We start from the raw sequence: 22,241 nt of genomic DNA on the forward strand, positions 1-22,241 counted from the left end.
CTCCTTTCAAGCGTTCAGAGAAAATCCCGCAAGGTTGTGATGAAGCGGTCGAACTGGTCGTGGTGGAGCCAGTGGCCCGCCTTCTCGAACTCGATCACGCTCGCGGTCTTGAAGTGGGCGATGCGCCCGTCCTTCTCCGGGTTCGAGGCCCAGCTATCCGCCCCGTAGAGCAGCAGCGTCGGACACCGGATCGCGCCCCACAGCTGTTCGATGAACTCGTCGCCGATGTCCTCCACCGGCCAGACGTTGAGGTGCGGGTCGAACTTCCAGCTATAGGTGCCGTCCTCGTTGCGGTTGACCCCGTGGACGGTGAGGTGGCGCGCCTGTTCCTCGGTGAGGTAGGCGTTCTCCTCGATCATGCGGGCGAAGGCGGCCTCGATGCTCTCGTATTTGCGCGGCGTTCGTCCCGCCGCCTTGCGCTTTTTCTCGATCCATTCGGCGAGGCGTTCGGGATAGGGCTGGCTGCGCTGCTTGGCGCGCCACTCCGGCGAGGGGCCGAGGCCTTCGATCGCTACCAGCTTGGTCACCATGTCGGGGAAAGCGCCCGCATAGCGCAGCGCGACGTTTCCGCCCATTGAATGCGCCACCATCCTGACCGGGCCGACGCCCAATTGGTGGATCAGCTGGGCAAGGTCATAGACCATGTCTCCCGCCGAATAGACCCCGTCCGAGACCCAGTCGCTATCGCCATGCCCGCGGTGGTCCATGGCGATGACGTGGTAATCTTCGCGCAGCGCCTCGGCGGTCCAGTCCCACGAGCGCGCATGGTCGCGCCCCCCGTGGACCAGCACCAGCGGCGGCTTCCCCCGGCCACCCCAGTCGAGGTAGTTCAGCCGGAGGCGCTGCGAGATGAAGGTCTGCGAGGTCGGGACGGTATCGAGCATGGGTCCTGCCATGCCGCGAAGCTCGACCGCCTGCAAGACTAGCGTTCCTTGGTCGCCGAGAAGGTCAGCTGCGGGTTCTTCTCGACCTGGTAGGAGACGTCCCACGGGCTCTTGGCCATGAACACGAGGTCGCCGTCGCGGTCCTTGGCGAGGTTGGCGCGGTTGAAGCTTGCGAATTCGTCGAGCGCCTTGTCGTCCCCCTTGATCCAGCGCGCGGTGGCGAAGGGCGAGGGTTCGAGCACGGCTTCGACCTTGTATTCGGCCTCGAGCCGGCTGATCAGCACCTCAAGTTGGAGCTGGCCGACCACGCCGACGATGTGCTGCGAGCCGATCTCGGGGTGGAAGACCTGGATCACGCCCTCTTCGCTGAGGTCGTCGAGCGCCTTCCGGAGCTGCTTGGTCTTGGTCGGATCGCGAAGCTGCACCCGGCGCAGGATTTCGGGCGCGAAGTTGGGAAGGCCCGTGAAGCGCACCTGATTGCGCTCGGACAGGGTGTCGCCCACGCGCAGGGTGCCGTGGTTGGGGATGCCGATGATGTCGCCCGCCTCGGCGGTGTCGGCCAGCTCGCGGTCCTGCGCGAAGAACAGGATCGGTGAGTGGACGGCGATGGGCTTGCCGAGGCCACTGGGGGTCAGCTTCATGCCCCTTTTGAAGGTGCCCGAGACCTGCCGCATGAAGGCGATGCGGTCGCGGTGGTTGGGGTCCATGTTGGCCTGCACCTTGAAGATGAAGCCGGTCACCTCGTCGCGGTCCGGGCTGATCTGCTCCTCGCCCGCGGGCTGGGGCCGCGGCGGCGGAGCGTAGCGGGCGATGGCGTCGATCAGCTCGGTGACGCCGAAGTTCTTCAGTGCCGATCCGAAATAGACCGGGGTGAGGTCGCCATGGCGATAGGCTTCGAGGTCGAATTCGGGATAGCCGCCGCGCGCCAGCTCGATCTCGTCGGCGAAGCGCTCGGGGATCGCCGCGGTGTCGCGGGTGCCGAGGAACTCGCGGCTCGGGCCTTCGGGGCGGCTGACGGTTTCGGTGGCGAAGTCGAGCAAGCCCTCGAACTCGCCGCCCATGCCGATGGGCCACATCTGGGGCGAGACGTCGAGCGCCAGCATGTCGGCGACCTCGTCGAGCGTCTCGAAGGGATCGCGGCCCTCGCGGTCGACCTTGTTGACGAAGGTGATGATGGGGACGGAGCGCAGGCGGCAGACCTCGAACAGCTTGCGGGTCTGCGGCTCTATGCCCTTGGCCGCGTCGATCACCATCACCGCCGAATCCACCGCTGTCAGGGTGCGGTAGGTGTCCTCCGAAAAGTCCTCGTGGCCCGGGGTGTCGAGCAGGTTGAAGGTGATGCCGTCCTTCTCGAAGGTCATCACCGATGATGTGACCGAGATCCCGCGCTGCTGCTCGATCTTCATCCAGTCCGAGCGCGCGCGCCGCGCCGCCCCGCGCGCCTTGACCTCGCCCGCAAGGTGGATCGCGCCGCCTTGCAGCAGCAGCTTTTCGGTGAGCGTGGTCTTGCCCGCGTCAGGGTGCGAGATGATCGCGAAGGTGCGGCGATTGGAGGTCATGTCATTCTTCCGGATGGTCTTGGTCGCGGCGGCTGGCGATCATCGCCCAGCGGATGCCGCCGGCAATGGCCGTGGCGAGGGCGAGCAGGGCGGTGAAGGCACCAAGAAAGAAGACGCCGATACAGCCATCGCTCGTGCAGGAATTTGCGAAGGCTACGGTCCACAGAATGCTGAGCAGGACCAGCCCGACCCCAATCGCGACGAGCGGCTTCAGCCATGACTGTGGCACGAGTAGCATTGCCAGCGCCGGAACGAGCCCGGCGGCAAGGAAAAGCACTTCCATCCCGCCTGCCGCCTCAGCCTTCGCGCGCGACGCGGAAGCCGGCGAAGTCCTGGTTGACCGGCATCAGCTCGAGCCGGTTGATGTTGAGGTGCGGCGGCAGGTGCGCGATCCAGTGGATCGTATCGGCGATGTCCTCGGCGGTCATCGGGTTGACGCCGCGATAGAGATCGTCCGAGGCCTGCTGGCTGCCGGTGCGCACGAGGGTGAATTCGGTCTCGACCATCCCCGGCTCTATGCTGGTGACGCGCACGCCGGTGCCGTGGAGGTCGGCGCGCAGGGCGAGCGTGAAGTGGTTCACGAAGGCCTTGGAGCCCGCATAGACGTTGCCGCCCGGATAGATGTAATTCCCCGCGACCGAACCGATGGCGATAATCGCGCCCTTGCGCTCGATCAGCTTGGGCAGCAGCTTGCGGGTCATCACCACCATCGCGGTGACGTTGGTGTCGATCATCGTGTGCCAATCGTCGAGATTGGCGTTCTGGGCCGTCGACAGGCCTTGTGCGAGACCGGCGTTGTTCACCAGCAGGTCGATCTCGCGGAAGCCCTCGGGCAGGTTCGCCAGCGCGGCATCGAGCGCATCGGTGTCGCGCACGTCGAAGCAGGCGGTGTGGACATTCTCCGCGCCCAGCTCCGCGACCAGCGCATCGAGGCGCTCCTGCCGCCGCCCGGTGGCGACGCAGCGCCAGCCGTCGGCGACGAGGCGGCGCACAGTGGCGAGACCGATCCCGGCGGTGGCGCCGGTGACGAAAGCGGTCTTGCTCATCCGCGCAGCTCCCCGCCAAGCTTGGCAGCGGCGGCGACGACCTTCTCGGCGATCGCCTTGAGGTCGGCGTCCTTGAAGCTCGCCTCGCCCGGCTGGAGCGTGACTTCGACCGCGATCGACTTGTGGCCCTCGGGCACGCCCTGTCCGGCGAAGACGTCGAACACGCGGACGGCGGTGATGCTCGCCTTGTCTGCACCCTGCACCGCGCGCACCAGATCGCCCGCCGCCAGCGTCGCGGGGACAAGGAAGGCGAAGTCGCGGGTCACGGCTTGCAAGCTTGGCGGGGTGAAGCCCGGACGGGCAAAAGCCGCACCCTTCTTGGCCGGGATCGCGTCGAGGAACAGCTCCACGGCGGCAATCGGCCCGTCGGCATCGAAGGCCTTGAGCGTCGCCGGGTGCACCATCCCGAAGCGCGCCAGCACCACCTTGGGGCCGAGCCGCAGGGTCGCCGACTGGCCGGGGTGGAACTGCGCACCCGCCTCACCCATCACCATCAGGTTCGCAACCGGAGCCCCTGCCGCTTCGAGCAGCTGGAGCGCCAGCGCCTTGGCGTCGTAGGCGTCGAAGCTCTTGGCCTTGCCGCTCTGCCAGCCCTTGGGGGTCTTCTCGCCCGCAAGCACAATGCCGAGCGTCGGCTTCTCGTCGCTGAGGCCGTTCGCGCCCCGGAAGTAGCGCCGCCCGATCTCGAACAGGCGTGACGACGCCGCGCCGCGATCGGCGTTGCGCTTGGCGGCCATCAAGAGGCCGGGCAGCAGCGAGGGGCGCATCGCCTTCATGTCCTCGCTGATCGGATTGGCGAGCACCCAGAGGGGCTGGTCCGAGCCGAAGTGCTCGGCGGCCCAGGTGGGGAGGAAGCTCCACGTCACAGCCTCGTTGAGACCGCTCGCGGCGGCGGCACGGCGCAGACCGCGCTCCAGCTTCTGCTGCGGCGTGGCGGTGGGGCGGGCAACGCCTTCCACGCGGGGCAGCGCGACGCTCGCGACCTTGTCGAGGCCGTGGATGCGGACGACTTCCTCGACGAGGTCCGCCGGGCCTTCGATGTCATGGCGGCGCAGCGGGCAAGTGACCTGCCAACCGGCGCCGACCGCGAAACCGAGGCTTTCGAGGATGCGCTTCTGCTCGGCCTCGGCCACGTCCACCCCGCCGAGACGGAGCGTCTGGCCGGGGTCGAAGGCGACAACCTTCGCCTCGCTCGGCGGCGAACCGGCGCGCACCACCTCGCTAGGCTGGCCGCCTGCGAGTTCGACGATCAGCCCGGTGAGCAGATCGAGGCCCTGATCCAGAAACTCGGGATCGACCCCGCGCTCGAACCGCGTGCGGGCGTCGCTCGACAGCCCCAGCTTGCGCCCGGTAGCGCCGATGCGGGCGGGATCGAAATAGGCGATCTCGAGCAGCACGTCGGTGGTCGCCTCGCTGACGCCCGAATGCTCCCCGCCCATGATGCCCGCGATGTCGTGGACGCCGTTGTCGTCGGCGATCACCATCATCTCGGTATCGAGCGTGTAGGTCTTCTCGTTGAGCGCCAGCACTTCCTCGCCGTCCTTGGCGCGGCGGGCCACCACCGCGCCCGAAAGCTTGGCGAGGTCATAGGCGTGCGCCGGACGCCCGAAGCCGAGCATCAGGTAGTTGGTGAGGTCCACCAGCAGCGAGATCGGGCGCTGCCCTGCGCTCTTGAGCCGCGCCTGCAACCACTCGGGCGAGGGGCCGTTCTTTACGCCCTTCACCACGCGTCCATAGAAGGCGGGGCAGCCCTCGGGGTCGTCAGTGCGGATTTCGACCGGGCAGGCGCCGCTCGCGGTGAAGGCGGGCATGGTGATCGGCTTCAGCGTCCCCAGCCCCTTCGCCGCCAGATCGCGGGCGATGCCGTAGACGCCCATGCAATCGGGGCGGTTGGGGGTCACGGCGACCTCGATCACCGGGTCGCTGCCGTGGTAATCGGCAAAGGCGGTGCCGACCGGCGCGTCGTCGGGCAGTTCGATGATCCCGTCGTGATCGTCGCCCAGCTCCAGCTCGCGGGTCGAGCACATCATGCCGTTGCTCTCGACACCGCGGATCGCGCTCTTGCGCAGCACCATGCCGTTGGCGGGCACGGTCGCGCCGGGCAGGCCCAGCACGCCCTTCATCCCCGCGCGCGCATTGGGCGCGCCGCAGACGACTTGCAAGGGTGCGCCGTCTCCGGTGTCGACGGTGAGCACCTGAAGCTTGTCGGCATCGGGGTGGCGCGCGGCGGTGAGCACGTGGGCGATGCGGAAGCCCGCAAGCTTCTCGGCGGGGTCTTCCACGCCTTCGACTTCGAGCCCGATGGCATTGAGCGCGTCGCAAATTTCCGGAACGGTGGCGGTGGTCTCGAGGTAGTCCTTGAGCCAGGTCAGCGAGAACTTCATGCGCGTGCTCCCACACCGGCGGAGAGGGTCGGCTGGTCAAAGGGCGAGAAGCCGTAATGCGCCAGCCAGCGCGGATCGCCGTCGAAGAAGGCGCGCAGATCGTTCATCCCGTATTTGAGCATCGCGATCCGGTCGATCCCGAGGCCGAAGGCGAAGCCCTGCCATTCCATCGGATCAAGCCCCGCGAACTCCAGCACGCGGGCGTTGACCATCCCGCTACCGCCCAATTCCATCCACGCGTGCCCCGGCGCATCGCCGTGCCCGCCGACCACGCGGCGGCCGCCTTCGGTGGAGTAGCCGACATCGACCTCGACGCTCGGCTCGGTGAAGGGGAAGTAGCTCGGGCGCAGCCTGAGGGTGATGTCCTCGCGCTCGAAGAAGGCCTTGAAGAAGGTCTCCAGCGTCCACTTGAGGTGGCCCAAGTGGATGTCGCGGTCGATCACCAGTCCTTCGACCTGATGGAACATCGGCGTGTGCGTCGCATCGCTGTCCGAGCGGTAGACCCGGCCCGGCGCGATAATGCGGATCGGCGCGCCCTGATCGAGCATCGCGCGGATCTGCACCGGCGAGGTGTGAGTGCGAAGGAGGATCTCGCGGCCCTCGGCGGTCTTGTCCGGGAAGTAGAACGTATCATGCATCGCCCGCGCGGGGTGCGTCTCGTCCATGTTGAGCGCGGTGAAGTTGTGCCAGTCGTCCTCGATCTCGGGGCCGGTGGCGACCGCAAAGCCGAGGTCGGCGAAGATCTCGGCGAGCTCGTCCATCACCTGCGAGACGGGGTGCACCGAACCCTTGGGAGCGGCGAAGGCGGGGAGCGTCAAATCGACCGTCTCGCGCGCCAGCTGTTCTTCGAGCGCCGCGGCTTCGAGCGCGGCCTTCTTGGCATCGAGCGCATCTGCAATGCTAGCGCGGGCCGACTGGATCGCGGGGGCGGCCGCGGTCCGCTCCTCGGGGCTCATGCCGCCCAGGGTCTTGAGGGCAAGGCTCACCCAGCCCTTCTTGCCGAGCGTTTCGAGCCGCTCGGCCTCGAGCGCATCGAGGCTCGTCGCCGCGGCGATCGCGGCCAGCGCGGCCTCGGTCTGGGAAGTGATGTCGGTCATGGATTTCGGGTGCTCTGCCAGCGGAGTTTTCGCCGCCGCCCGCTAGCGGCAAATCGCGCGGATTGCAAAGCGGCTGTCGTCTGTCAGGCGGCGGAGACGGGCGCGGCCTCGCAGACCGGGCGGTGCAATCCCTGCATCGCCTGCCCCACCGCTTTCATCCGCGCCTGCGCGGCAGCCGCCAGCAGCGGCTTGTCGACCTTGGCATAGGCGCTCGGGCTCATCCCCATGAACCGCTTGAAGTCGCGCACGAAGTGCGACTGGTCGTGATACCGCATGTCGAGCGTGCCGAGCCATTTGAGCGAGGGATCGAGCATGTATTGCGCCAGGCTGCGCAGAAACCGCTGGCGGCGAATCAGCAGCTTGGGCGGAAAGCCGAAAGCCGCGCGGGTGAGGCGTTCCAGCGAACGCACCGTCATCCCCATCCGCTCGGCCAGCAGCGACACGGTCGCCATGTCAGGATCGACCAGCGCCGCGGTCAGCTGGGTGATGGCGGGATCGGGCACGGCGCCTTCGAGCAGCCGCTCGATATGGCGCACGATCACCGCCAGCTCGGCCTCGAAACCGCCCTGCGTGGCGGCCAGCTCCTCGGCGAGGGGGCGCAGCACGGCAAAGGCCGGGTCGGCCGAGGCATCGACGAAGCGGTCGGCATAGTCCCCCGCCTGCGCCCGGAACATCGCCGCCCAGCCCGCCGGCAACAGCCCCACGCCCCACGCCCGCCCCTCGCGCAGGCGGAAGCGGGTGGCGCGGCTGGTTGGCCCGGCGAGCATGACCGGGGTGCAATCCACCAGCTCCCCGGCGCCGATCACCTGCTGTGCAGGCGCCCGGCAGAGGAAGCGCAGATTGGCCCATTCGGGGTGGAGGTAATCCTCCAGCCATCCCCCGCGCGGCGCACGGTGGAGGAGCGTGCAGTAGAAGGTCGTCACGAAGGGCGCGAGCGCGGGCGAGGGCAATGCGAAACGCACCTCGACCGCTGTGTCAGCGCCTGCCAGCATGGCTTCCCCTGCCCCCTTGTTCCCGGGTCGCCTTCTTACAAGCTCGCCCGGGGCGCGTCGCTTATCTTGCGGTGGGTCGGGATTGACAAGGGGGACGACACCATGAACCGGATTATCTTGCGGGCGATGCCGCTCGCCGCCGCCGCGCTGGCCGCGACACCTGCTGCCGCCGAAAAGGCCGAGCCGCCCGAGCTGGTGCGCTGCGACGCGCCGATCGCCACGGTCGCGCTGGTCGAGGGCGATCAGGCGGGCTGGAACGACTGGGGGCTCGGCTCCCCCCGCTCGCTGATCGCCGCACTGGCGCAGGAATCGGGCTGCTTCGCGGTCGACAACCCGGCCGACGCCACGCCCGCGCAATATCTCGTGACGCTGATCGCGGGCAGCCAGGAAGAGGTCGACAAGGGCATGGAGCTCGCCAAGGGCGCGGCGACCGAGGCGCTGGTGCGCAGCGGCGCGGCCAGCTCGCTGCTGCGCGGCGTGCCAGGCGCGGGCGCGGTGCTGGGGATGTTCGGCGGGCTCGGCGGCAAGAAGAAGACCGTCGCGGCGGGCCTGCGCGTGGTCAGCCCGGCGAACGGCCTCACGGTCGCTGCCGGGCAGGGCGTGGTCAAGAAAGGGAGCATCAGCTTCGGGCAGGCCGCGGCCGGCTGGGCGAGCACCGCGGCGGGCGCTGCGGGCTATCAGGGCAGCAAGGACGGCCAGATGCTGACCGAGGCCTTCGTGATCGCCTTCAACCAGCTCGTGGCGCAGCGCGACCTGATGACCGGCGCGGCCGAACCCGCGGCCGCCGCGCCTGCGGCAGGAGCCGTGGTCGCGGTCGATACCGTGATGCGCGCCGCCGCGACTGCCGAGGCCGGGGTCGTCCGCAACCTGCGCGCGGGCACCACGCTCACCGCCACCGGCCAGCGCGACGGCCTGTTCGTCGAGATGAAGGACAGCTTCGGCACCACCGGCTGGGTCTCGGTCGAAGACCTCAAATAGTCAGGGGCGAGCGGGGGGCGCGGGCGGATCGAGCGTCTGCGCCGCGCTCCCCCATGCCTTGGCCCGGGCCTCCATGAAGGAGGTCAGGATCGGGTGATCGAGCGCGGCATACTCGCTCGGGTTCATCATCATGAAGTCGCGGAACTCGCGGGTGAACTGCGCCTGGTCGTGATAATGCGCGTCCATCGCCTCGGTCCAGCGCAGGTCGCGCTGGAGCATGAAGGTCGCAAGGCTGCGCATGAAGCGCTGGCGGCGCATCAAGAGCTTGGGCGAGAAGCCGAAATAGCGGGTGCAGATGCGCTCCAGCGTGCGGATGCTGACCGCGCAGGCTTCGGCCAGATCGTGCACCGAGGCGTGTTCCCCGCTGACGAGGGCGGCGTGGACGCGGGCGATGCGCGGCTCGTCGCGGTTGGGGCGCATCGTCGCCGCCAGTCCCGCGACGAGCGCGTCATACTGTTCCGCGATCGTCGCGCCGGGATCGCACAGCGCTTCGGTGAGGCCCGCGAAATGCGTGAAGGCCGGATGCGCGGCGCCATCGCAGATGATGTTGGTGACCGCGCTCGCATCCTCGGCGAAGAACCGCGCCCAGCCGAGCGGCAGGAACCCCACGCCCCACATCCGGCAGGTGCCGAGCGTGAAGCGGCACGCCTGCGAGCTGGGGCCGGTGGCGACGAAGGGCGCGCCGCTCACCTGTGTCCCCGCGATATGCGCGTCGGGCGTGGTGCCGCAGAAGAAGCGGATGTTGCCCCATTCGGGCTGGAGGTGATCGGTGACCGGCGGCGCGTCTGCGGGCAGCTCCAGCGTCAGGTGGTAGAGGCTGGTGAAGCACCCGGCGAATTCGGGCGGAGGCTCGCGGAACTCGGCCGCGAGGCGCGGGGCTGCACGCGTCCCCGGGCGGCGCGATGGCCGCAGATGTTCATCGTCCCCCATGCCCCGCAGATAGCCACGCACAGCAAGATTCTACAAGCGCAATGGCGCAATTCTACAACGCCCGGTGCGCGGGCAGCAAAAAGGGCAGGCCCCTTGCGGAGACCTGCCCTGAATGCTGTGCCGGCCGGAGCCTGCGAGGCTTATGCCGGCAGAGCGGCCTTCGCCTGCTGGATCACGGCCTTGAAGGCGCCGCCTTCGTTCATGGCGAGATCGGCCATCGCCTTGCGGTCGAGCTCGATGCCGGCGAGCTTGATGCCGTGCATGAACTGCGAATAGGTCAGGCCTTCCATGCGGACGGCAGCGTTGATGCGCTGGATCCAGAGAGCACGGAAAGTCCGCTTCTTCACCTTGCGGTCGCGGTAGGCGTACTGCCCGGCCTTCTCGACCGCCTGACGGGCGATGCGGATGGTGTTCTTGCGGCGACCGCGATAGCCCTTGGCCTGGTCCAGAATCCGCTTGTGCTTGGCGCGGGTGGTAACACCCCGTTTGACGCGTGCCATATCAGTATATCCTTTTCTTCATTCAGGGTGCCAAGCCTGCCCTCGCCCCCGCCCTTCCGCCCTTGATGCTACTTCCGTAAGGCCGGAAGGGCGGGCGCGATGGCAGGCGAGGTGGCCTCAGCCCCTCAGATCAATCCAGCCCGTAGGGCGCCCACTTCTTGATCGTCGGCGTATCATTGGCCGACAGGACCGAGGTGCCGCGGTTGGTGCGGATATACTTGGCGTTGTGGCTGATCAGGCGGTGACGCTTGCCAGCGACGCCGTGCTTGACCTTGCCGGTGGCGGTGATCTTGAAGCGCTTCTTCACACCGCTCTTGGTCTTCAGCTTGGGCATTTTCATCTCCTGGTAGAGACACGTCGGAACCGGCCATGGCAGCCCTTGTCGCCAGGCTGGCTGATTGATTCGTGTCAGTGAAGTGCGCGCGCTTAGCAATTTGCCGCCGCTTTGCAAGCAAATCGCGCCTTTGCGGCGTCAGAGGCGGGTGTGCTCGGTCACCGTGAACACCACCGGCAGCGCTCCGGATTGCAGCGCGACGGCAAGCTGGCTGGCTTCTTCCGACGTGAAACCGCCCGAAATCTGCGCCTGCCCACCGGTGATCGGCTCGTAGATCACCGGCGCCGAGAGCACCTTGCCATCGAGCACGATCGCCAGCGGCTTGCCCACGTTCGCCCCGCTCAGCTGTGCGAACTTGCTTGCGCCCGCCGCGTCGAAGGTCACCATCACCATCGGCTGGCCGATCGACTGGTCAGTCCCGGCCTCCGCCTTCACGACGCGCTTGCCCGAAACGCCGCCGACCTTCCTCACCGCCACCGCCATGCTGCCGTCGGCCATCGGCAGGATCTCGCTGCCCGGCGGTGCGATCCCCTGGCGGGTGTTTTCGGGAAGCGCATCGATATCGACCAGCCGGATCGCCAGATCGCCCTTGATTCCGATCGCCCCCGCGACGGCCTTTTCGGCATCCTTGCCGGACACCTCGATGGTGATGCGCCCGCCCGCGCCGGGTTCGAACTTGTGGACGACAAGGCCGATGCCCTCGAGCCGCTTGCGAATGATCGCGGCGGCTTCCTGCACATCCTCCGGTGGCGGCGCTTCCGCATCGCCCGGCGCAGGCGCGATCACGAAGCGGTCACTCGGCTCGCCGGACGCGGCAAACCCGTCACACGCTGCAAGCGCACCGGCGAAGAGAGCGAGCAAGGCCAGCAGCAGGCCGCGGCCGAGGGGACGTTTCATGGTCATGGCGCGAATTGATGCGCCCAACTCTCAAGCAAGGCAAGCGGCTGACAGGGCCGGAAAAAACGACGGCTAACCGCGCGACCTCACGCCGCCAGCGCCGCGCTCCTGCCCGCATCCGTCCGCCACGCCCCGGGCACCCGTGCCCCTTCGATCAGAGCGCGGTTCGCGATCAGCGCCACCATCGCGAGCGCGGGAAGCGGCATCAGGTTGATCTCCAGCGGCAGCGCCACCGCGCGGGTTGCCAGCGGGGAGAGATAGAGCGCGGTCACCAGCACCTTCTCGTAAGGCCGCCACCCGCGCGCGCGGCCGTCCATGATCAGCCAGAACACCGGCACCACCAGAAACGGCAGATCGTAGGAGAAGAGGTAGGGCGAGGCGACCGCGGTCGCCGCAAGCATCAGCGCGCCGCTCGCCTGACCGTCGCGGATGCGGCGGGCGAAGATCATCGTCACGGCCAGCAGCGCCAGCGTGATCGCGCCCTGCACCGCCATCGCCGCCTCGGGCGTCGCGTAGTAGCGCAGCGCCGCATAGGGCGTGGTCATGCGCAGCCAGAACTCGCCCGGCCCCTGCGCCATCAGCACGCGGCTGACCTCGAACACCTGCGGATAGGCGAGCCAGCTGGCCGGGCCATAAAGCGCGAGGCTGAGGAGGATCATGCCCCCCGCCCCGATCACGCCGCCCGCGATCGCCTTCCGCTCCCCGCGCGCGAGCAGCCAGAAGGGGGCGAGCAGCGCGAGGTGCGGCTTGATCACCAGCATTCCGAGCAGAATGCCGCACAGCCACGGTGAACGCCGCAGCGCCAGCACCGCGCCAGCCAGCAGCGCGCCGGTCAGAAAGCCGTTCTGGGCGTGGGCCGCAGCGAGATAGGAGGCGGGAAAGGCAAGCAGCGGCAGGGTCAGATCGCCGCGATAGACGCGGTGCATCGCCCCGAACCAGACCGCGAAGGTCGAGACCGTCCAGGCAATCCACGCCGCGCCGAAGGGCAGCACGCCGAGCCAGAAGATGAAGATCAGGAACGGCGGCGGGTTCACATAGGCGATCATCTCGGCAAAGCCCGCCTGCGCCTGCACCTGCCGTTGCAGATCGAGATCGAAGGCGGCGACAGGGCCGTGATCGGCGAGGATGTGCGCGGCGCTCCAGAAGGCCTGGAAGCCCGATCCGGTCGAAGGGATCTTGAGGAAATTGGCGACCAGCATCGCGAGGAACGCGAGCACCATCATCCCCGCATAGGCGCGCACCCGCGCGGCGGTGAGCCAGTGTGCCTCGCGCAGGAAGGCGTGCATCGCGTGTCGGTCCCCAATGGTTGCATCGACAGGCTTAGCCGCGGGGGCTTTAAGGAATGGCTAACCGTAATTCGCCGCGCGCGCCGGACACGAAAAAGGGGCGGCTCCGGCTGTCCGGAACCGCCCCGCTTTTCGCATCGGCCGGGCTTAGAAGCGCGCGCCCACCGCGAAGCCGAAGTGGCGACGCTGGGTGTTGATGTCGAACACCTTGCCGAGGTCGGCATAGCCGCCTTCGACGCGGCCGTAGAAGGTCTTGCCGAAGCTATGCTCGTAACCGAGCGCGAAGGCGAAGCCCTTGCCGCTGTCGGTCACGTCGAGGCCCTGGCCTTCGAAGGTGTAGCTCTGATCGGCATAGCCGACCTTGCCGAACAGCTGGCCGGCTTCGTTGAGGGCGTAGCCCACGTGCAGACCGGCCTCGAAATAGCCTTCCGCGCTGAGGCAGAAGCCGGCTTCGCAGCTCTCGACGGTAGAGAATTCGTACTGGGCATAGGGGCCGACCACGACCGCATCGCTGACTGCGATGTCGAAGCCCGCCTCGCCACCGAAGGCGACCGCGCTGCCGATCTTGAAGACGTCGTTGTTCTGCTCGATCGAGCTGACGGTCGGGGTTTCGTAGGTGGCGCGGGCTTCGATGCGGAAGCCGTCACGCGCGATGGTGTCAGCCGCTTCGTCCTGCGCGAAAGCCGGGGTTGCCGAAACCGCGACGAGCGCGGCGGCACAAATCATCTTGTTCATGGAAACCTTTTGATTGCGATCCTGTCCGGAAGTGGACGGCGCGGGTGATAGCCAAAAGGCGTGATGTGACAACGTGTCGAACGCCTAGAGCGCTGAATATTCGAACCTATGTTGCCAACATGCCACGGGATGTCAGGGCCCAGCGTAAGGCGAGCGGCCGGTTTCGGCGAGCCAGCGGGCGAAATCGCCATGCGCGACAGGCTCGGCCTGCGGCGGGAGCGGGGCGGCCCAAAGATAGGCTTCGGCCATGATTGTCTCGCCCCCGCAGCGGACCGGGATGGGTCGACGGGTGTAGTCCGCCCCCTCGAAGGCATCGACCGCGGCGAGGTCGACCCCGGCGCAGGCATGGACCGCCCCCGTCACTGTCCCTTCGCCCGGCACCAGCGCGGGATACCCGCCATGAGGATCGGGGATGGCGAAGAGAGCGCCCGTCGCGGTGGCCGCTCGTCCCGGCCCGATCCCGGCGAGAAAGGGCCAGTCCCCCAGCCCCTCGCGCAGCACGCCGTAGACGAACAGCAGCACGGGTGCGTTCCTAGCCCATCGCCTCGAGCACATCCTCGAGTCGCGCCGGATCGCCCAGCGCGATCACCGTGCCGTCGCTCCCTGCGTCGAGCGGGTTGCCCTGCCAGTCGGCCATCATCCCGCCCGCGCCCTCCACCACCGGCACCAGCGCGGCGTAGTCATAGAGCTTGAGCCCCGCCTCGATCACCACGTCGATATGCCCGCTCGCGCACAGGCCGTAATTGTAGCAGTCCCCGCCGAACACGATCTTCTTCTCGGCCACCTGCTTGGCGACCGACATGAAGGCGTCGGCCTCCTCGTTGGTGAAGAGGTGCGGGCTGGTGGTGGCGAGCACCGCGTCGGACAGCTCCTTCAGCGGCTTGGTCTGCGCGGGGCTACCGTTGAACAGCGTCGGCTGGCCGATGCGGCCCACCCAGCGCTCGCCGCTCACCGGCTGGTCGATGATGCCGAGCACCGGCCAGCCATCCTGCAGCAGCGCGATCAGCGTGCCGAAGATCGGGCGACCGGCGATGAAGCTGGTGGTGCCGTCGATCGGATCGAGCACCCATTGCCGCCCGGCGCCCTCGTTGCGGGTGCCGTACTCCTCGCCGATGATCCCGTCGGCGGGGAATTCCGCCTCGATCAGGGCGCGCATCGCGGCCTCGGCAGCGCGGTCGGCCTCGGTGACGAAGCTGCGGTCGGCCTTCCTCTCCTGGCTCCACTGGCCTCGGAAAAGCGGGCGGATCGCGGCGCCCGCCGCATCGGCAAGGCGCAGAGCAAGGGCGAGGTCTTTATCGGTCATGGGAAGCTTTCCAGATAGCGCGGCGGGATCGCGGTGTCGGTTGCCATAACGCCCGTGAACCCTGCGGCAAGAGCGACGCCCAGCGCGCCGACGGCGAGCGGCACCGCCCTGCCCCGCACCCGCCACGCCAGCGCGCAGGCCGCATGGACGAACAGCGCCGTGACCCCGAGGAAGTAATAGGGCACAAAGAACCCCGCATAGCCTGCGTGCATCCCGGCGGCCGCGAAGTGGTAGTTGGTATCGAGCCCGAGCAGCAGCCGCCCGCCCCACACCGCGCCGACGTGGTTGAGGACGAACAGCGCCAGCACTACCCCCGAGATCGCCTGCCAGCGCGCCAGCCCCTGCCGCCGCTCGCCCCGGGTGCGCCAGATCATCGCGAGGCCGGTCGAAAGCTGGAAGGCCAGCGCCAGCATCAGCAGCGTCTCGGCGAGAGGGTTGCGGTAGACGGGGCGCAGCGCCTCCATCACCGCGATATGCGCCGCCTGCCCGGCGAACATCGCGAGGTGGTTGCCGATGTGCAGCACCACGAACAGCGCGATCAGCAGTCCGCTCGCCAGATGGAGCCCGCGCAGGCTCCGGTTGCGGTCGTCAGGCGGGGTCATGCGCCGACCAATAATCGAAGGCTTCGGACTGTCGAGCCCCGGTGTAGCGGCGCGCTTCGGTGCCCTCCCATTCCAGCGGGAGATCGGGATAGATGCCCGTCCGGCTGACGAACCAGCCCTGCCCCGGCAACCCGTCCGACTGGCGCACCACCAGCACCGCCAGCCCCGGCTCGCCCGCCGCACGCCCGTCCTCGTCGATCCGGTCGAGCACCTTGCACAGCTGCCGCATCAGCGGTCGGGTGAAGGTGTGGCCGAGGATGCCGAGCAGCGTGCCATAGGTGAAGGTCTGCCGCTGGCGGGCGGCCGCGATGAGGAGACCGCGGACTTCGACGGGGTCGAAGATCACAACCCGTTCGCCTCGAGCGTAGTCGAGAGGCCGGGGCAAGGTGTCTCGACTACGCTCGACACGGACGGCTTTGTGTCAATCAAACAGGCTCGACACCGAGCTTTCGTCCGCAATCCGGCGGATCGCCTCGCCAACAAGCGGCGCGATGGGGAGAACGCGGATGCGGTCGGACTGTTCGGTCGCTTCCGTAGGCCGGATCGAATCGGTGATCACCAGCTCCTTCAGCGCCGAGCCGTTGATCCGCGCCACCGCGCCGCCCGAGAGCACGCCGTGGGTGATATAGGCCGCGACCGACTTCGCGCCGTTCTCCAGCAGCGCCTCGGCCGCGTTGCACAGCGTGCCGCCCGAATCGACGATGTCGTCGATCAGGATGCAGTGCCGGCCCGAAACGTCGCCGATGATGTTCATCACCTCGCTCTCGCCGGGGCGGTCACGACGCTTGTCGACGATCGCCAGCGGGGCATTGTCGAGGCGCTTCGCCAGCGCCCGCGCGCGCACCACGCCGCCGACGTCGGGCGAGACCACCATCAGCTGCTGGTCGCCATACCGCGCCTGGATGTCCGCCGCCATCACGGGGGCGGCGTAGAGGTTGTCGGTCGGGATATCGAAGAAGCCCTGGATCTGCCCGGCGTGGAGGTCCACCGCCAGCATCCGGTCGGCGCCCGCCTCGGTGATCAGGTTCGCCACCAGCTTCGCCGAGATCGGCGTGCGCGGGCCGGGCTTGCGGTCCTGCCGGGCATAGCCGAAATAGGGCACCACCGCGGTGATCCGCTTGGCCGACGCGCGGCGCAGCGCATCGATGCAGATCAGCAGCTCCATCAGGTTGTCGTTCGCCGGGAAGTTGGTCGGCTGGACGACGAACACGTCCTCCCCGCGCACGTTCTCGTGAATCTCGACGAAGACCTCCTCGTCCGAGAAGCGCCGCACGCTGGCGTCGGTCAGCGGGATTTCGAGATAGGCCGCAATGGCCCGGGCGAGCGGCAGGTTCGAATTGCCGGACATGATCTTCATGGAGCGCGATTCCCCCGAGACAGGCGTGATGGGGCGTGCCCTAGCGATGCGTCATGGAATTGCAACGCGCGGAAGGGCGATTGTCGTCAGGCAAGGAGCCGCAGAGCGAATGGCGACGCGCGGGGCTGGAGGTGGGTGGATTGCAGATGTTGTGCAATCGGCACAGACGAAGCATAGATCGGTGATGGCGATCTACCAGAAATCTGCCCGGTTCATGCTTTGCTTGCTCCTGCTATTCGTCACGTTCCCGGTGTGGATCGGCTTCCTAGGATCGACTTTTGGAGAGGCTGCCGTGTTCGCCGGGCAAGCCGTTTTGTTCGGGTTCGGACTTGTGGCCCTCTCTGTGTTGAGGTGCCCCAACTGCAGGCGCTCCCTCTTCATGGGTAAACATTGGGTCAGAGCGTGGCCAACAAAGACCTGCAGCAGATGCGGTCACGATCTAACGAACGCCAACTATCAACCCTGATGGGTCCGCTTCGGGGTCGGTTGCAAAAGGTCCGTCTTTGGCCGAAGCGAGGCTGGAGCCGCCATCCCCTCAATCGTCATCCCAGCGAAAGCTGGGACCCAGAGCGTCTTGGCGCGGTGCTTGCCGCCCTAGGCCCCAGCTTTCGCTGGGGTGACGAAGATGGCTGCCAAGGGGTCGCTTCGTGAATGACGGCTTTCGGCGACGAGATAGCTTACGCTGCCTTACCCTATTATCGTCTCCCCGGACTTGATCCGGGGCCCCGCTGCCTTCTCTCTGCTCGCGAGCAAGACAAGCGGGGTCCCGGGTCAAGCCCGGGAAGGCGGGATATTCGCCCCGTTTTCCTACACCCTTGCCAGCCGCTATGATGCGCCCGGCTCTTTTCCATCGTTCTGCCCGGCCCGCGAGGCCGTTTGCCATCCGGGGCGCGTTTCGCCGCCGCTCCCCCGTGTCCGTCCGCATCGCCGAAAATGGAATAGTGCGTTGTTTTAACAAGATAAATCACGCGGGCCGAAAGCGGACACGGTGTCCGCTTTGTCCGCCTAGGCCTCCAGTTCGACGTCCCAATACAGCCAGTCGCGCCAGGTTTCGTGGAGGTAGTTCGGCGGAAACAGCTTGCCGGCCTGTTGCAGCTGCCAGCTGGTCGGGCGGATCGGGGGCTGGTGAAGGCCCATCCCGGCCTGCCTAGGCGTGCGCCCGCCCTTCTTCATGTTGCACGGCGCGCAGGCGGTGATGATGTTCTCCCACGTCGTCCGGCCCCCGTGGCGGCGCGGGGTGACGTGATCGAAGGTCAGGTGATCGTGGCTGCCGCAATACTGGCACTGGAAGCGGTCGCGCAGGAACACGTTGAAGCGGGTGAAGGCGGGAAACTCGCTCTGCTTCACATATTGCCGCAGCGCAATGACGCTCGGGATCTTCATGTCGAAGCTGGGCGAGTGGACCTCGCGGTCGTAGCTGGCGACGATGTCCACGCGGTCGAGGAACACCGCCTTGATCGCGGTCTGCCACGGCCAAAGGCTGAGCGGGTAGTAGGACAGCGGGGTATAATCGGCGTTGAGGACCAGCGCCGGGCAGGCCGAGAGGTTGCGCGTCGGATCCTCGTCGATCCCGCGGAACTTGGCCACTTTCTCGATCAGTTCGGCATTGAACACGGCGCGCGTTCCTCCCTGATTGACCTGCATCCTGACCTGACAGGGCAAAGAGTCAAACCCGTGACAGGGCGCATATCCACAGGGACAGCCTGTGGAGAGGCTGTGGATAGCGAAACGATTGTGCGTGTGGCATGGCGCGCGCGATGGACCGAGCCGCCCCTCCCGTGACCCGTTTCGCGCCGAGCCCTAACGGGCGGCTGCATCTGGGCCATGCGCTCTCGGCGATCGTGGCGCATGATCTGGCGCGGCCAAGCGGCGGGCGGTTTCTGCTCAGGATCGAGGATATCGACGGGCCGCGCTCCCGCCCCGAACTCGCCGGGGAATTCCGCCGGGATCTGGAGTGGCTGGGGCTGGAATGGGAGGAGGTGCCCGCGCAGTCCACCCGCCTCGCCAGCTATGCCGCCGCGGCGGAGAGGCTGAAGGCCAAGGGGTTGCTCTACCCCTGCACCTGCACCCGCTCCGAGATCGAGGCGGCAGGGGCGCTGCCGGGGGCTGAGGGCCTGATCTACCCCGGCACCTGCAAGCACCGCCCGCCCGATCCGGCCCGCCCGGCGGCGTGGCGGCTTGATGCAGAGAAGGCGCTGGTGGAAACCGGCCCACTGGAGTGGGAGGATGCGCTCGCCGGGCCACAGGCGGTCGATCTTGCGGGCCTCGGCGATGTGGTGCTGGTGAGGAAGGACCTGCCGGCGAGCTACCACCTCGCCGTCACGCTCGACGATGCGGCCGACGGTGTGACGCTGGTGACGCGCGGGGCCGATCTGTTCGCGGCGAGCCATGTGCACCGCACGCTGCAGGCCCTGCTCGGCCTGCCCATGCCGCGCTGGCACCACCATCCGCTGTTGCTGGGCGAAGACGGCGAGAAACTCGCCAAGCGCCGCGGCTCCCCCGCGCTGGCCGAGCGGCGCGAAGGGGGCGAGGACGGACGGATGCTCGCCGAACAACTGAGGATGCAACTTTTGTCACTTGGAACCTGACGCCCAAGCGTCCATTTAGGAACCCATGGCCTATATCCTCATCCCCGCGCTGCTGATCCTCATGGGTCTGGTCGCCTATTCGCTGATCAAGGGCATCATCGCCTTCCTCAAGACGACCAAGATCGATCTCGAGACCGGCGAGGGCACCACCGCGACCGACATGCAGCTCGCCCAGAACAAGGCGATGTTCGCGCGCATCAAGTACCAGGCGCTCGCGATCGTGGTGGTGGCGATCCTGCTGGCGGTATCGCGCTAAGCCCGCCAACCGATGGTCAAGCTCAACCGGATCTACACCCGCACCGGGGATGACGGGACGACGGGCCTCGTCGATGGCTCGCGCTGTCCGAAGCATTCCGCGCGGATCGCCGCGATGGGTCTGGTCGACGAGGCGAACAGTGCCATCGGCCTTGCGATCTGCGCGCTCGAGGGCGAGGGGGAGAAGGCGCTGCTGACCCGCGTGCAGAACGACCTGTTCGACCTCGGCGCCGATCTCGCCACGCCCTCGGTCGATGGCGATTTCACCCCATCCGAGATGGTGCTGCGCATCGTCCCGAGCCAGCCCTTGTGGATCGAGGCGCAGATCGATGCGCTCAACGAACGGCTCGAACCGCTCACCAGCTTCGTGCTCCCGGGCGGGAGCGAGGCGGCGGCGCGCGTCCATGTCGCCCGCGCCACCACCCGTGCTGCCGAACGCGCGATGGTCGCGCTCGCTGCCGAGGACGCGGTGAACCCCGCTGCGCTCGCCTATATCAACCGCCTGTCCGACCTGCTGTTCGTCCTCGCCCGCGTGGCGAACGAGGACGGGCGCGCGGACGTGAAGTGGGTCCCCGGGCAGAACCGCTAGCGCGCTAATCGCTGGTCAGGCTCCGCGTTCCCCGCTAGGGCGGCGTCTTTGCTGCACTTGCGAAGGAGCTTGCCCCCCATGACCCAGTCAATGCGCAACATCGCCGTCATCGGCGCCGGTCAGATGGGAACCGGCATCGCCCAGACCATCGCCGCCCACGGCATGAACGTGATGCTGACCGACGTTGACCTGCCCCGCGCCGAAGCGGGCAAGGTGGGAATCGAAAAGGCGCTCGCCAAGCTCATGGGCCGCGGCAAGATCGAGGCGGCGGAAGCCGAAAGCCTGCTCGCCCGCATCACCCCCGTCGCCGATTACGCCCCCTTCGCCGAGGCCGACCTCATCATCGAGGCCGCGACCGAGCGCGAGGAGATCAAGAACGCGATCTTCGAGAAGGCCGGCAAGGTGCTGAACTCGGCGGCGATCATGGCGTCGAACACCTCGTCGATCCCGATCACCCGCATGGCCAACCATTCGCCCGATCCGGCGCGCTTCATCGGGCTGCACTTCTTCAATCCCGTCCCCGTGATGGGCCTGATCGAGGTGATCCCGGGCCTTGCCACCGCGCATGACACCACCGACCGCATCACCGCCTTCGCGCGCGGGCTGGGCAAGGAAGTGGTGCTCAGCCAGGACGAGCCCGGCTTCGTGGTCAACCGCATCCTGCTGCCGATGATCAACGAGGCGGTGTTCGTGCTCGGCCAGTCGACCGCGGGGATCGAGGATATCGACAAGGGCTGCCGCCTCGGCCTCAACCACCCGATGGGGCCGCTGCAGCTGGCGGACTTCGTCGGGCTCGACACCTGCCTCGACATCATCAACGTGCTCTACACCACCACCCGCGACAGCAAGTATCGCGCCGCGCCGCTGCTGGTGAAATATGTCGAGGCCGGCTGGCTGGGCCGCAAGACGGGCCGGGGCTTCTACGACTATTCGGGCGAGGTCCCCGTCCCCACGCGATGATCCGGCGCAAACCCCGCGCGTTCCGGCGCGCGGGAGCGGGGCGGCGGCAACAATCGCGGGCCGGGCGGGGTTTCGCTGGGGGAAGGAGAGCTCCCATGTCCAACCCCGACACCCCGCAGCGCGACATTCCCCTCCCCGGCCACCCCGCAGGCCTGCCGCCCGAGGCGCATAACGACGATCAGGACGAGCACGGCGAGCAGGCGCAGGATGTCGCCGAAGACGCCCGCCGCGCGGACAGCGCTACCACCAGCCCGCTCGAGAGCACCAAGCCCGACAGCGACGATTACGATCCCGCCCCCGACAGCAAGGGCGATCTGATCGACGAGATGCGCCGCATGGAAGGCGAAGGCCGGATCGACATGTCCGCCTTTGCGGGCGAGCCCAATCACGACGACGAGCCCGGCACCTATGGCGGCGAGACCACCGACGACGATGACGCCGACTGGCTCAGCGCCGATGGCGAATTGCTGGTCGAAGCCGAAGACGAGGACGACGACATCGAGGACCGCGAGCGGCTGCTGCTCGATACCGAAGGCGAGGAGGAAGAATAGACCCTCCCCCTAGCGGTCCTACAACCCGTCGCCCGAGTTGTTGACGATCACCTTGGTGGTGCGCGGCGCGGTCGAGACGGGCTTGCCGGTGGCAGGATCGAGCGGCGTGGCGGTCTCGGCTTCCGAGGGGGGCACGGGAGCGCTGCCCGGCTGGGCGTTGTAATCGCCGAATACCGAAGCCGGCTTGGCGGGTGCGGTGGTGGTGACGGTCTCGACCTCCACCGTGTCACGGTTCTGGCTCTTGCTGGCATTGACCAGCCCGACCACGCGCGTCAGCAGCCCGCTGTCCTCGGACGAGCCGACCATCGACACAGCGCTGAAGATCGTCATCGCGGCGAAGATCAGGGCGATCTTGCTGTTCTGGAAAACGGCCTTGTACATGGCCCCCGCCCTAGCAGAGGGCGGTTAAGTCTT

General features: G+C 67.6%; 26 protein-coding genes. 6 read left to right on the forward strand and 20 right to left on the reverse strand.

The genetic code is table 11. From position 1 onward, the window contains the following. Positions 1-14: 14 nt before the first annotated feature. From BZF57_RS10065 to BZF57_RS10095, 7 genes are all read right to left on the reverse strand, one after another. The gene (locus tag BZF57_RS10065) at positions 15-884 is read right to left on the reverse strand and encodes an alpha/beta fold hydrolase (protein WP_086738018.1); all 870 of its coding nucleotides are present in this window, start codon (positions 882-884) and stop codon (positions 15-17) included. Positions 885-922: 38 nt separating this feature from the next. Further along, a complete protein-coding gene (locus BZF57_RS10070) occupies positions 923-2,443 on the reverse strand; it encodes a peptide chain release factor 3 (RefSeq protein ID WP_086737364.1) in 1,521 nt (506 codons plus the stop codon). Position 2,444: 1 nt separating this feature from the next. Then, the gene (locus BZF57_RS10075; RefSeq protein WP_086737366.1) at positions 2,445-2,726 is read right to left on the reverse strand and encodes a hypothetical protein; all 282 of its coding nucleotides are present in this window, start codon (positions 2,724-2,726) and stop codon (positions 2,445-2,447) included. Between the two features lie 13 nt (positions 2,727-2,739). After that, on the reverse strand, positions 2,740-3,489 hold the full coding sequence (locus tag BZF57_RS10080; protein WP_086737368.1) for an SDR family NAD(P)-dependent oxidoreductase: 750 nt from the start codon (positions 3,487-3,489) through the stop codon (positions 2,740-2,742). After that, positions 3,486-5,873 (reverse strand): phenylalanine--tRNA ligase subunit beta, encoded by a 2,388-nt coding sequence (gene pheT, locus BZF57_RS10085; RefSeq protein ID WP_086737370.1) that lies wholly within the window; start codon positions 5,871-5,873, stop codon positions 3,486-3,488. Before pheT ends, BZF57_RS10080 begins: the two co-directional genes overlap by 4 nt. Continuing rightward, a complete protein-coding gene (gene pheS / locus BZF57_RS10090) occupies positions 5,870-6,970 on the reverse strand; it encodes a phenylalanine--tRNA ligase subunit alpha (RefSeq protein ID WP_086737372.1) in 1,101 nt (366 codons plus the stop codon). Before pheS ends, pheT begins: the two co-directional genes overlap by 4 nt. Positions 6,971-7,053: 83 nt before the next feature. Further along, positions 7,054-7,962 (reverse strand): helix-turn-helix domain-containing protein, encoded by a 909-nt coding sequence (locus BZF57_RS10095; protein ID WP_169712955.1) that lies wholly within the window; start codon positions 7,960-7,962, stop codon positions 7,054-7,056. 102 nt (positions 7,963-8,064) lie between these two features. On the opposite strand from BZF57_RS10095, the gene BZF57_RS10100 reads away from it, so the two are divergent. Next, positions 8,065-8,940: an SH3 domain-containing protein gene (locus tag BZF57_RS10100; protein WP_086737374.1), complete on the forward strand. Its 876-nt coding sequence runs from the start codon at positions 8,065-8,067 to the stop codon at positions 8,938-8,940. Here BZF57_RS10100 and BZF57_RS10105 read toward each other — a convergent pair whose 3' ends face one another. From BZF57_RS10105 to BZF57_RS10165, 12 genes are all read right to left on the reverse strand, one after another. Next, positions 8,941-9,870, reverse strand: a complete 930-nt coding sequence (locus BZF57_RS10105) for a helix-turn-helix domain-containing protein (protein ID WP_086737376.1) — start codon at positions 9,868-9,870, stop codon at positions 8,941-8,943. It lies immediately after the preceding gene. Positions 9,871-10,010: 140 nt separating this feature from the next. Then, the gene (gene rplT / locus BZF57_RS10110; protein ID WP_086737378.1) at positions 10,011-10,370 is read right to left on the reverse strand and encodes a 50S ribosomal protein L20; all 360 of its coding nucleotides are present in this window, start codon (positions 10,368-10,370) and stop codon (positions 10,011-10,013) included. Positions 10,371-10,500: 130 nt separating this feature from the next. Beyond that, positions 10,501-10,704: a 50S ribosomal protein L35 gene (rpmI, locus tag BZF57_RS10115; protein WP_026092007.1), complete on the reverse strand. Its 204-nt coding sequence runs from the start codon at positions 10,702-10,704 to the stop codon at positions 10,501-10,503. Between the two features lie 138 nt (positions 10,705-10,842). Then, on the reverse strand, positions 10,843-11,601 hold the full coding sequence (locus BZF57_RS10120) for a preprotein translocase subunit SecD (protein WP_143738453.1): 759 nt from the start codon (positions 11,599-11,601) through the stop codon (positions 10,843-10,845). Positions 11,602-11,687: 86 nt separating this feature from the next. Beyond that, positions 11,688-12,887 carry a glycosyltransferase family 87 protein gene (locus BZF57_RS10125; protein ID WP_086737382.1) on the reverse strand — a complete coding sequence of 400 codons (1,200 nt, stop codon included), beginning with the start codon at positions 12,885-12,887 and terminating at the stop codon, positions 11,688-11,690. A 147-nt stretch (positions 12,888-13,034) separates the two neighbouring features. Continuing rightward, positions 13,035-13,622, reverse strand: coding sequence for an outer membrane beta-barrel protein (locus BZF57_RS10130; RefSeq protein WP_086737384.1), 588 nt, complete (start codon positions 13,620-13,622; stop codon positions 13,035-13,037). Positions 13,623-13,754: 132 nt separating this feature from the next. Then, on the reverse strand, positions 13,755-14,144 hold the full coding sequence (locus BZF57_RS10135) for a gamma-glutamylcyclotransferase family protein (RefSeq protein ID WP_162290990.1): 390 nt from the start codon (positions 14,142-14,144) through the stop codon (positions 13,755-13,757). Positions 14,145-14,154: 10 nt separating this feature from the next. Then, a complete protein-coding gene (hisN, locus tag BZF57_RS10140; RefSeq protein WP_086737388.1) occupies positions 14,155-14,925 on the reverse strand; it encodes a histidinol-phosphatase in 771 nt (256 codons plus the stop codon). Continuing rightward, positions 14,922-15,527 carry a succinate dehydrogenase/fumarate reductase transmembrane subunit gene (locus tag BZF57_RS10145; protein WP_086737390.1) on the reverse strand — a complete coding sequence of 202 codons (606 nt, stop codon included), beginning with the start codon at positions 15,525-15,527 and terminating at the stop codon, positions 14,922-14,924. Before BZF57_RS10145 ends, hisN begins: the two co-directional genes overlap by 4 nt. Continuing rightward, positions 15,514-15,873, reverse strand: a complete 360-nt coding sequence (locus BZF57_RS10150; protein ID WP_338029908.1) for a ribose-phosphate pyrophosphokinase — start codon at positions 15,871-15,873, stop codon at positions 15,514-15,516. Before BZF57_RS10150 ends, BZF57_RS10145 begins: the two co-directional genes overlap by 14 nt. A 75-nt stretch (positions 15,874-15,948) precedes the next feature. Next, positions 15,949-16,884 (reverse strand): ribose-phosphate pyrophosphokinase, encoded by a 936-nt coding sequence (locus BZF57_RS10155; RefSeq protein WP_086737394.1) that lies wholly within the window; start codon positions 16,882-16,884, stop codon positions 15,949-15,951. Between the two features lie 1,005 nt (positions 16,885-17,889). Then, entirely contained in the window at positions 17,890-18,498 is a 609-nt protein-coding gene (locus BZF57_RS10165; RefSeq protein WP_086738022.1) for an HNH endonuclease, read from the reverse strand. A gap of 143 nt (positions 18,499-18,641) precedes the next feature. Here BZF57_RS10165 and gluQRS point away from each other — a divergent pair, with 143 nt between their 5' ends. The 5 genes from gluQRS to BZF57_RS21525 all read left to right on the forward strand — a co-directional run bounded on the left by gluQRS (position 18,642) and on the right by BZF57_RS21525 (position 21,827). Beyond that, positions 18,642-19,472 carry a tRNA glutamyl-Q(34) synthetase GluQRS gene (gene gluQRS / locus BZF57_RS10170; RefSeq protein ID WP_086738024.1) on the forward strand — a complete coding sequence of 277 codons (831 nt, stop codon included), beginning with the start codon at positions 18,642-18,644 and terminating at the stop codon, positions 19,470-19,472. A 25-nt stretch (positions 19,473-19,497) separates the two neighbouring features. Beyond that, positions 19,498-19,728, forward strand: a complete 231-nt coding sequence (locus BZF57_RS10175) for an HIG1 domain-containing protein (RefSeq protein ID WP_086737398.1) — start codon at positions 19,498-19,500, stop codon at positions 19,726-19,728. Positions 19,729-19,740: 12 nt separating this feature from the next. Continuing rightward, entirely contained in the window at positions 19,741-20,316 is a 576-nt protein-coding gene (locus tag BZF57_RS10180; protein WP_086737400.1) for a cob(I)yrinic acid a,c-diamide adenosyltransferase, read from the forward strand. 90 nt (positions 20,317-20,406) lie between these two features. Next, positions 20,407-21,276, forward strand: coding sequence for a 3-hydroxyacyl-CoA dehydrogenase NAD-binding domain-containing protein (locus BZF57_RS10185; RefSeq protein WP_086737402.1), 870 nt, complete (start codon positions 20,407-20,409; stop codon positions 21,274-21,276). 95 nt (positions 21,277-21,371) lie between these two features. After that, positions 21,372-21,827, forward strand: a complete 456-nt coding sequence (locus BZF57_RS21525; protein ID WP_206073238.1) for a hypothetical protein — start codon at positions 21,372-21,374, stop codon at positions 21,825-21,827. 18 nt (positions 21,828-21,845) lie between these two features. On the opposite strand, the gene BZF57_RS10195 is transcribed toward BZF57_RS21525, so the two are convergent. Continuing rightward, entirely contained in the window at positions 21,846-22,208 is a 363-nt protein-coding gene (locus tag BZF57_RS10195) for a hypothetical protein (protein WP_086737404.1), read from the reverse strand. Positions 22,209-22,241 lie beyond the last annotated feature (33 nt).

Origin of the sequence: Erythrobacter colymbi (assembly GCF_002155685.1) — a bacterium.
GTDB lineage: Bacteria > Pseudomonadota > Alphaproteobacteria > Sphingomonadales > Sphingomonadaceae > Erythrobacter > Erythrobacter colymbi.

Coding starts and splice junctions, on each gene's coding strand:
- pheS (WP_086737372.1), bottom strand. CDS start 6,970: ATGACCGACATCACTTCCCAGACCGAGGCCGCGCTGGCCGCGATCGCC.
- rpmI (WP_026092007.1), bottom strand. CDS start 10,704: ATGCCCAAGCTGAAGACCAAGAGCGGTGTGAAGAAGCGCTTCAAGATC.
- BZF57_RS10095 (WP_169712955.1), bottom strand. CDS start 7,962: ATGCTGGCAGGCGCTGACACAGCGGTCGAGGTGCGTTTCGCATTGCCC.
- BZF57_RS10080 (WP_086737368.1), bottom strand. CDS start 3,489: ATGAGCAAGACCGCTTTCGTCACCGGCGCCACCGCCGGGATCGGTCTC.
- BZF57_RS10125 (WP_086737382.1), bottom strand. CDS start 12,887: ATGCACGCCTTCCTGCGCGAGGCACACTGGCTCACCGCCGCGCGGGTG.
- BZF57_RS10065 (WP_086738018.1), bottom strand. CDS start 884: ATGCTCGATACCGTCCCGACCTCGCAGACCTTCATCTCGCAGCGCCTC.
- pheT (WP_086737370.1), bottom strand. CDS start 5,873: ATGAAGTTCTCGCTGACCTGGCTCAAGGACTACCTCGAGACCACCGCC.
- BZF57_RS10195 (WP_086737404.1), bottom strand. CDS start 22,208: ATGTACAAGGCCGTTTTCCAGAACAGCAAGATCGCCCTGATCTTCGCC.
- BZF57_RS10075 (WP_086737366.1), bottom strand. CDS start 2,726: ATGGAAGTGCTTTTCCTTGCCGCCGGGCTCGTTCCGGCGCTGGCAATG.
- BZF57_RS10130 (WP_086737384.1), bottom strand. CDS start 13,622: ATGAACAAGATGATTTGTGCCGCCGCGCTCGTCGCGGTTTCGGCAACC.
- BZF57_RS10105 (WP_086737376.1), bottom strand. CDS start 9,870: ATGGGGGACGATGAACATCTGCGGCCATCGCGCCGCCCGGGGACGCGT.
- rplT (WP_086737378.1), bottom strand. CDS start 10,370: ATGGCACGCGTCAAACGGGGTGTTACCACCCGCGCCAAGCACAAGCGG.
- BZF57_RS10145 (WP_086737390.1), bottom strand. CDS start 15,527: ATGACCCCGCCTGACGACCGCAACCGGAGCCTGCGCGGGCTCCATCTG.
- gluQRS (WP_086738024.1), top strand. CDS start 18,642: ATGGACCGAGCCGCCCCTCCCGTGACCCGTTTCGCGCCGAGCCCTAAC.
- hisN (WP_086737388.1), bottom strand. CDS start 14,925: ATGACCGATAAAGACCTCGCCCTTGCTCTGCGCCTTGCCGATGCGGCG.
- BZF57_RS21525 (WP_206073238.1), top strand. CDS start 21,372: ATGTCCAACCCCGACACCCCGCAGCGCGACATTCCCCTCCCCGGCCAC.
- BZF57_RS10185 (WP_086737402.1), top strand. CDS start 20,407: ATGCGCAACATCGCCGTCATCGGCGCCGGTCAGATGGGAACCGGCATC.
- BZF57_RS10100 (WP_086737374.1), top strand. CDS start 8,065: ATGAACCGGATTATCTTGCGGGCGATGCCGCTCGCCGCCGCCGCGCTG.
- BZF57_RS10155 (WP_086737394.1), bottom strand. CDS start 16,884: ATGAAGATCATGTCCGGCAATTCGAACCTGCCGCTCGCCCGGGCCATT.
- BZF57_RS10070 (WP_086737364.1), bottom strand. CDS start 2,443: ATGACCTCCAATCGCCGCACCTTCGCGATCATCTCGCACCCTGACGCG.
- BZF57_RS10175 (WP_086737398.1), top strand. CDS start 19,498: ATGGCCTATATCCTCATCCCCGCGCTGCTGATCCTCATGGGTCTGGTC.
- BZF57_RS10120 (WP_143738453.1), bottom strand. CDS start 11,601: ATGAAACGTCCCCTCGGCCGCGGCCTGCTGCTGGCCTTGCTCGCTCTC.
- BZF57_RS10180 (WP_086737400.1), top strand. CDS start 19,741: ATGGTCAAGCTCAACCGGATCTACACCCGCACCGGGGATGACGGGACG.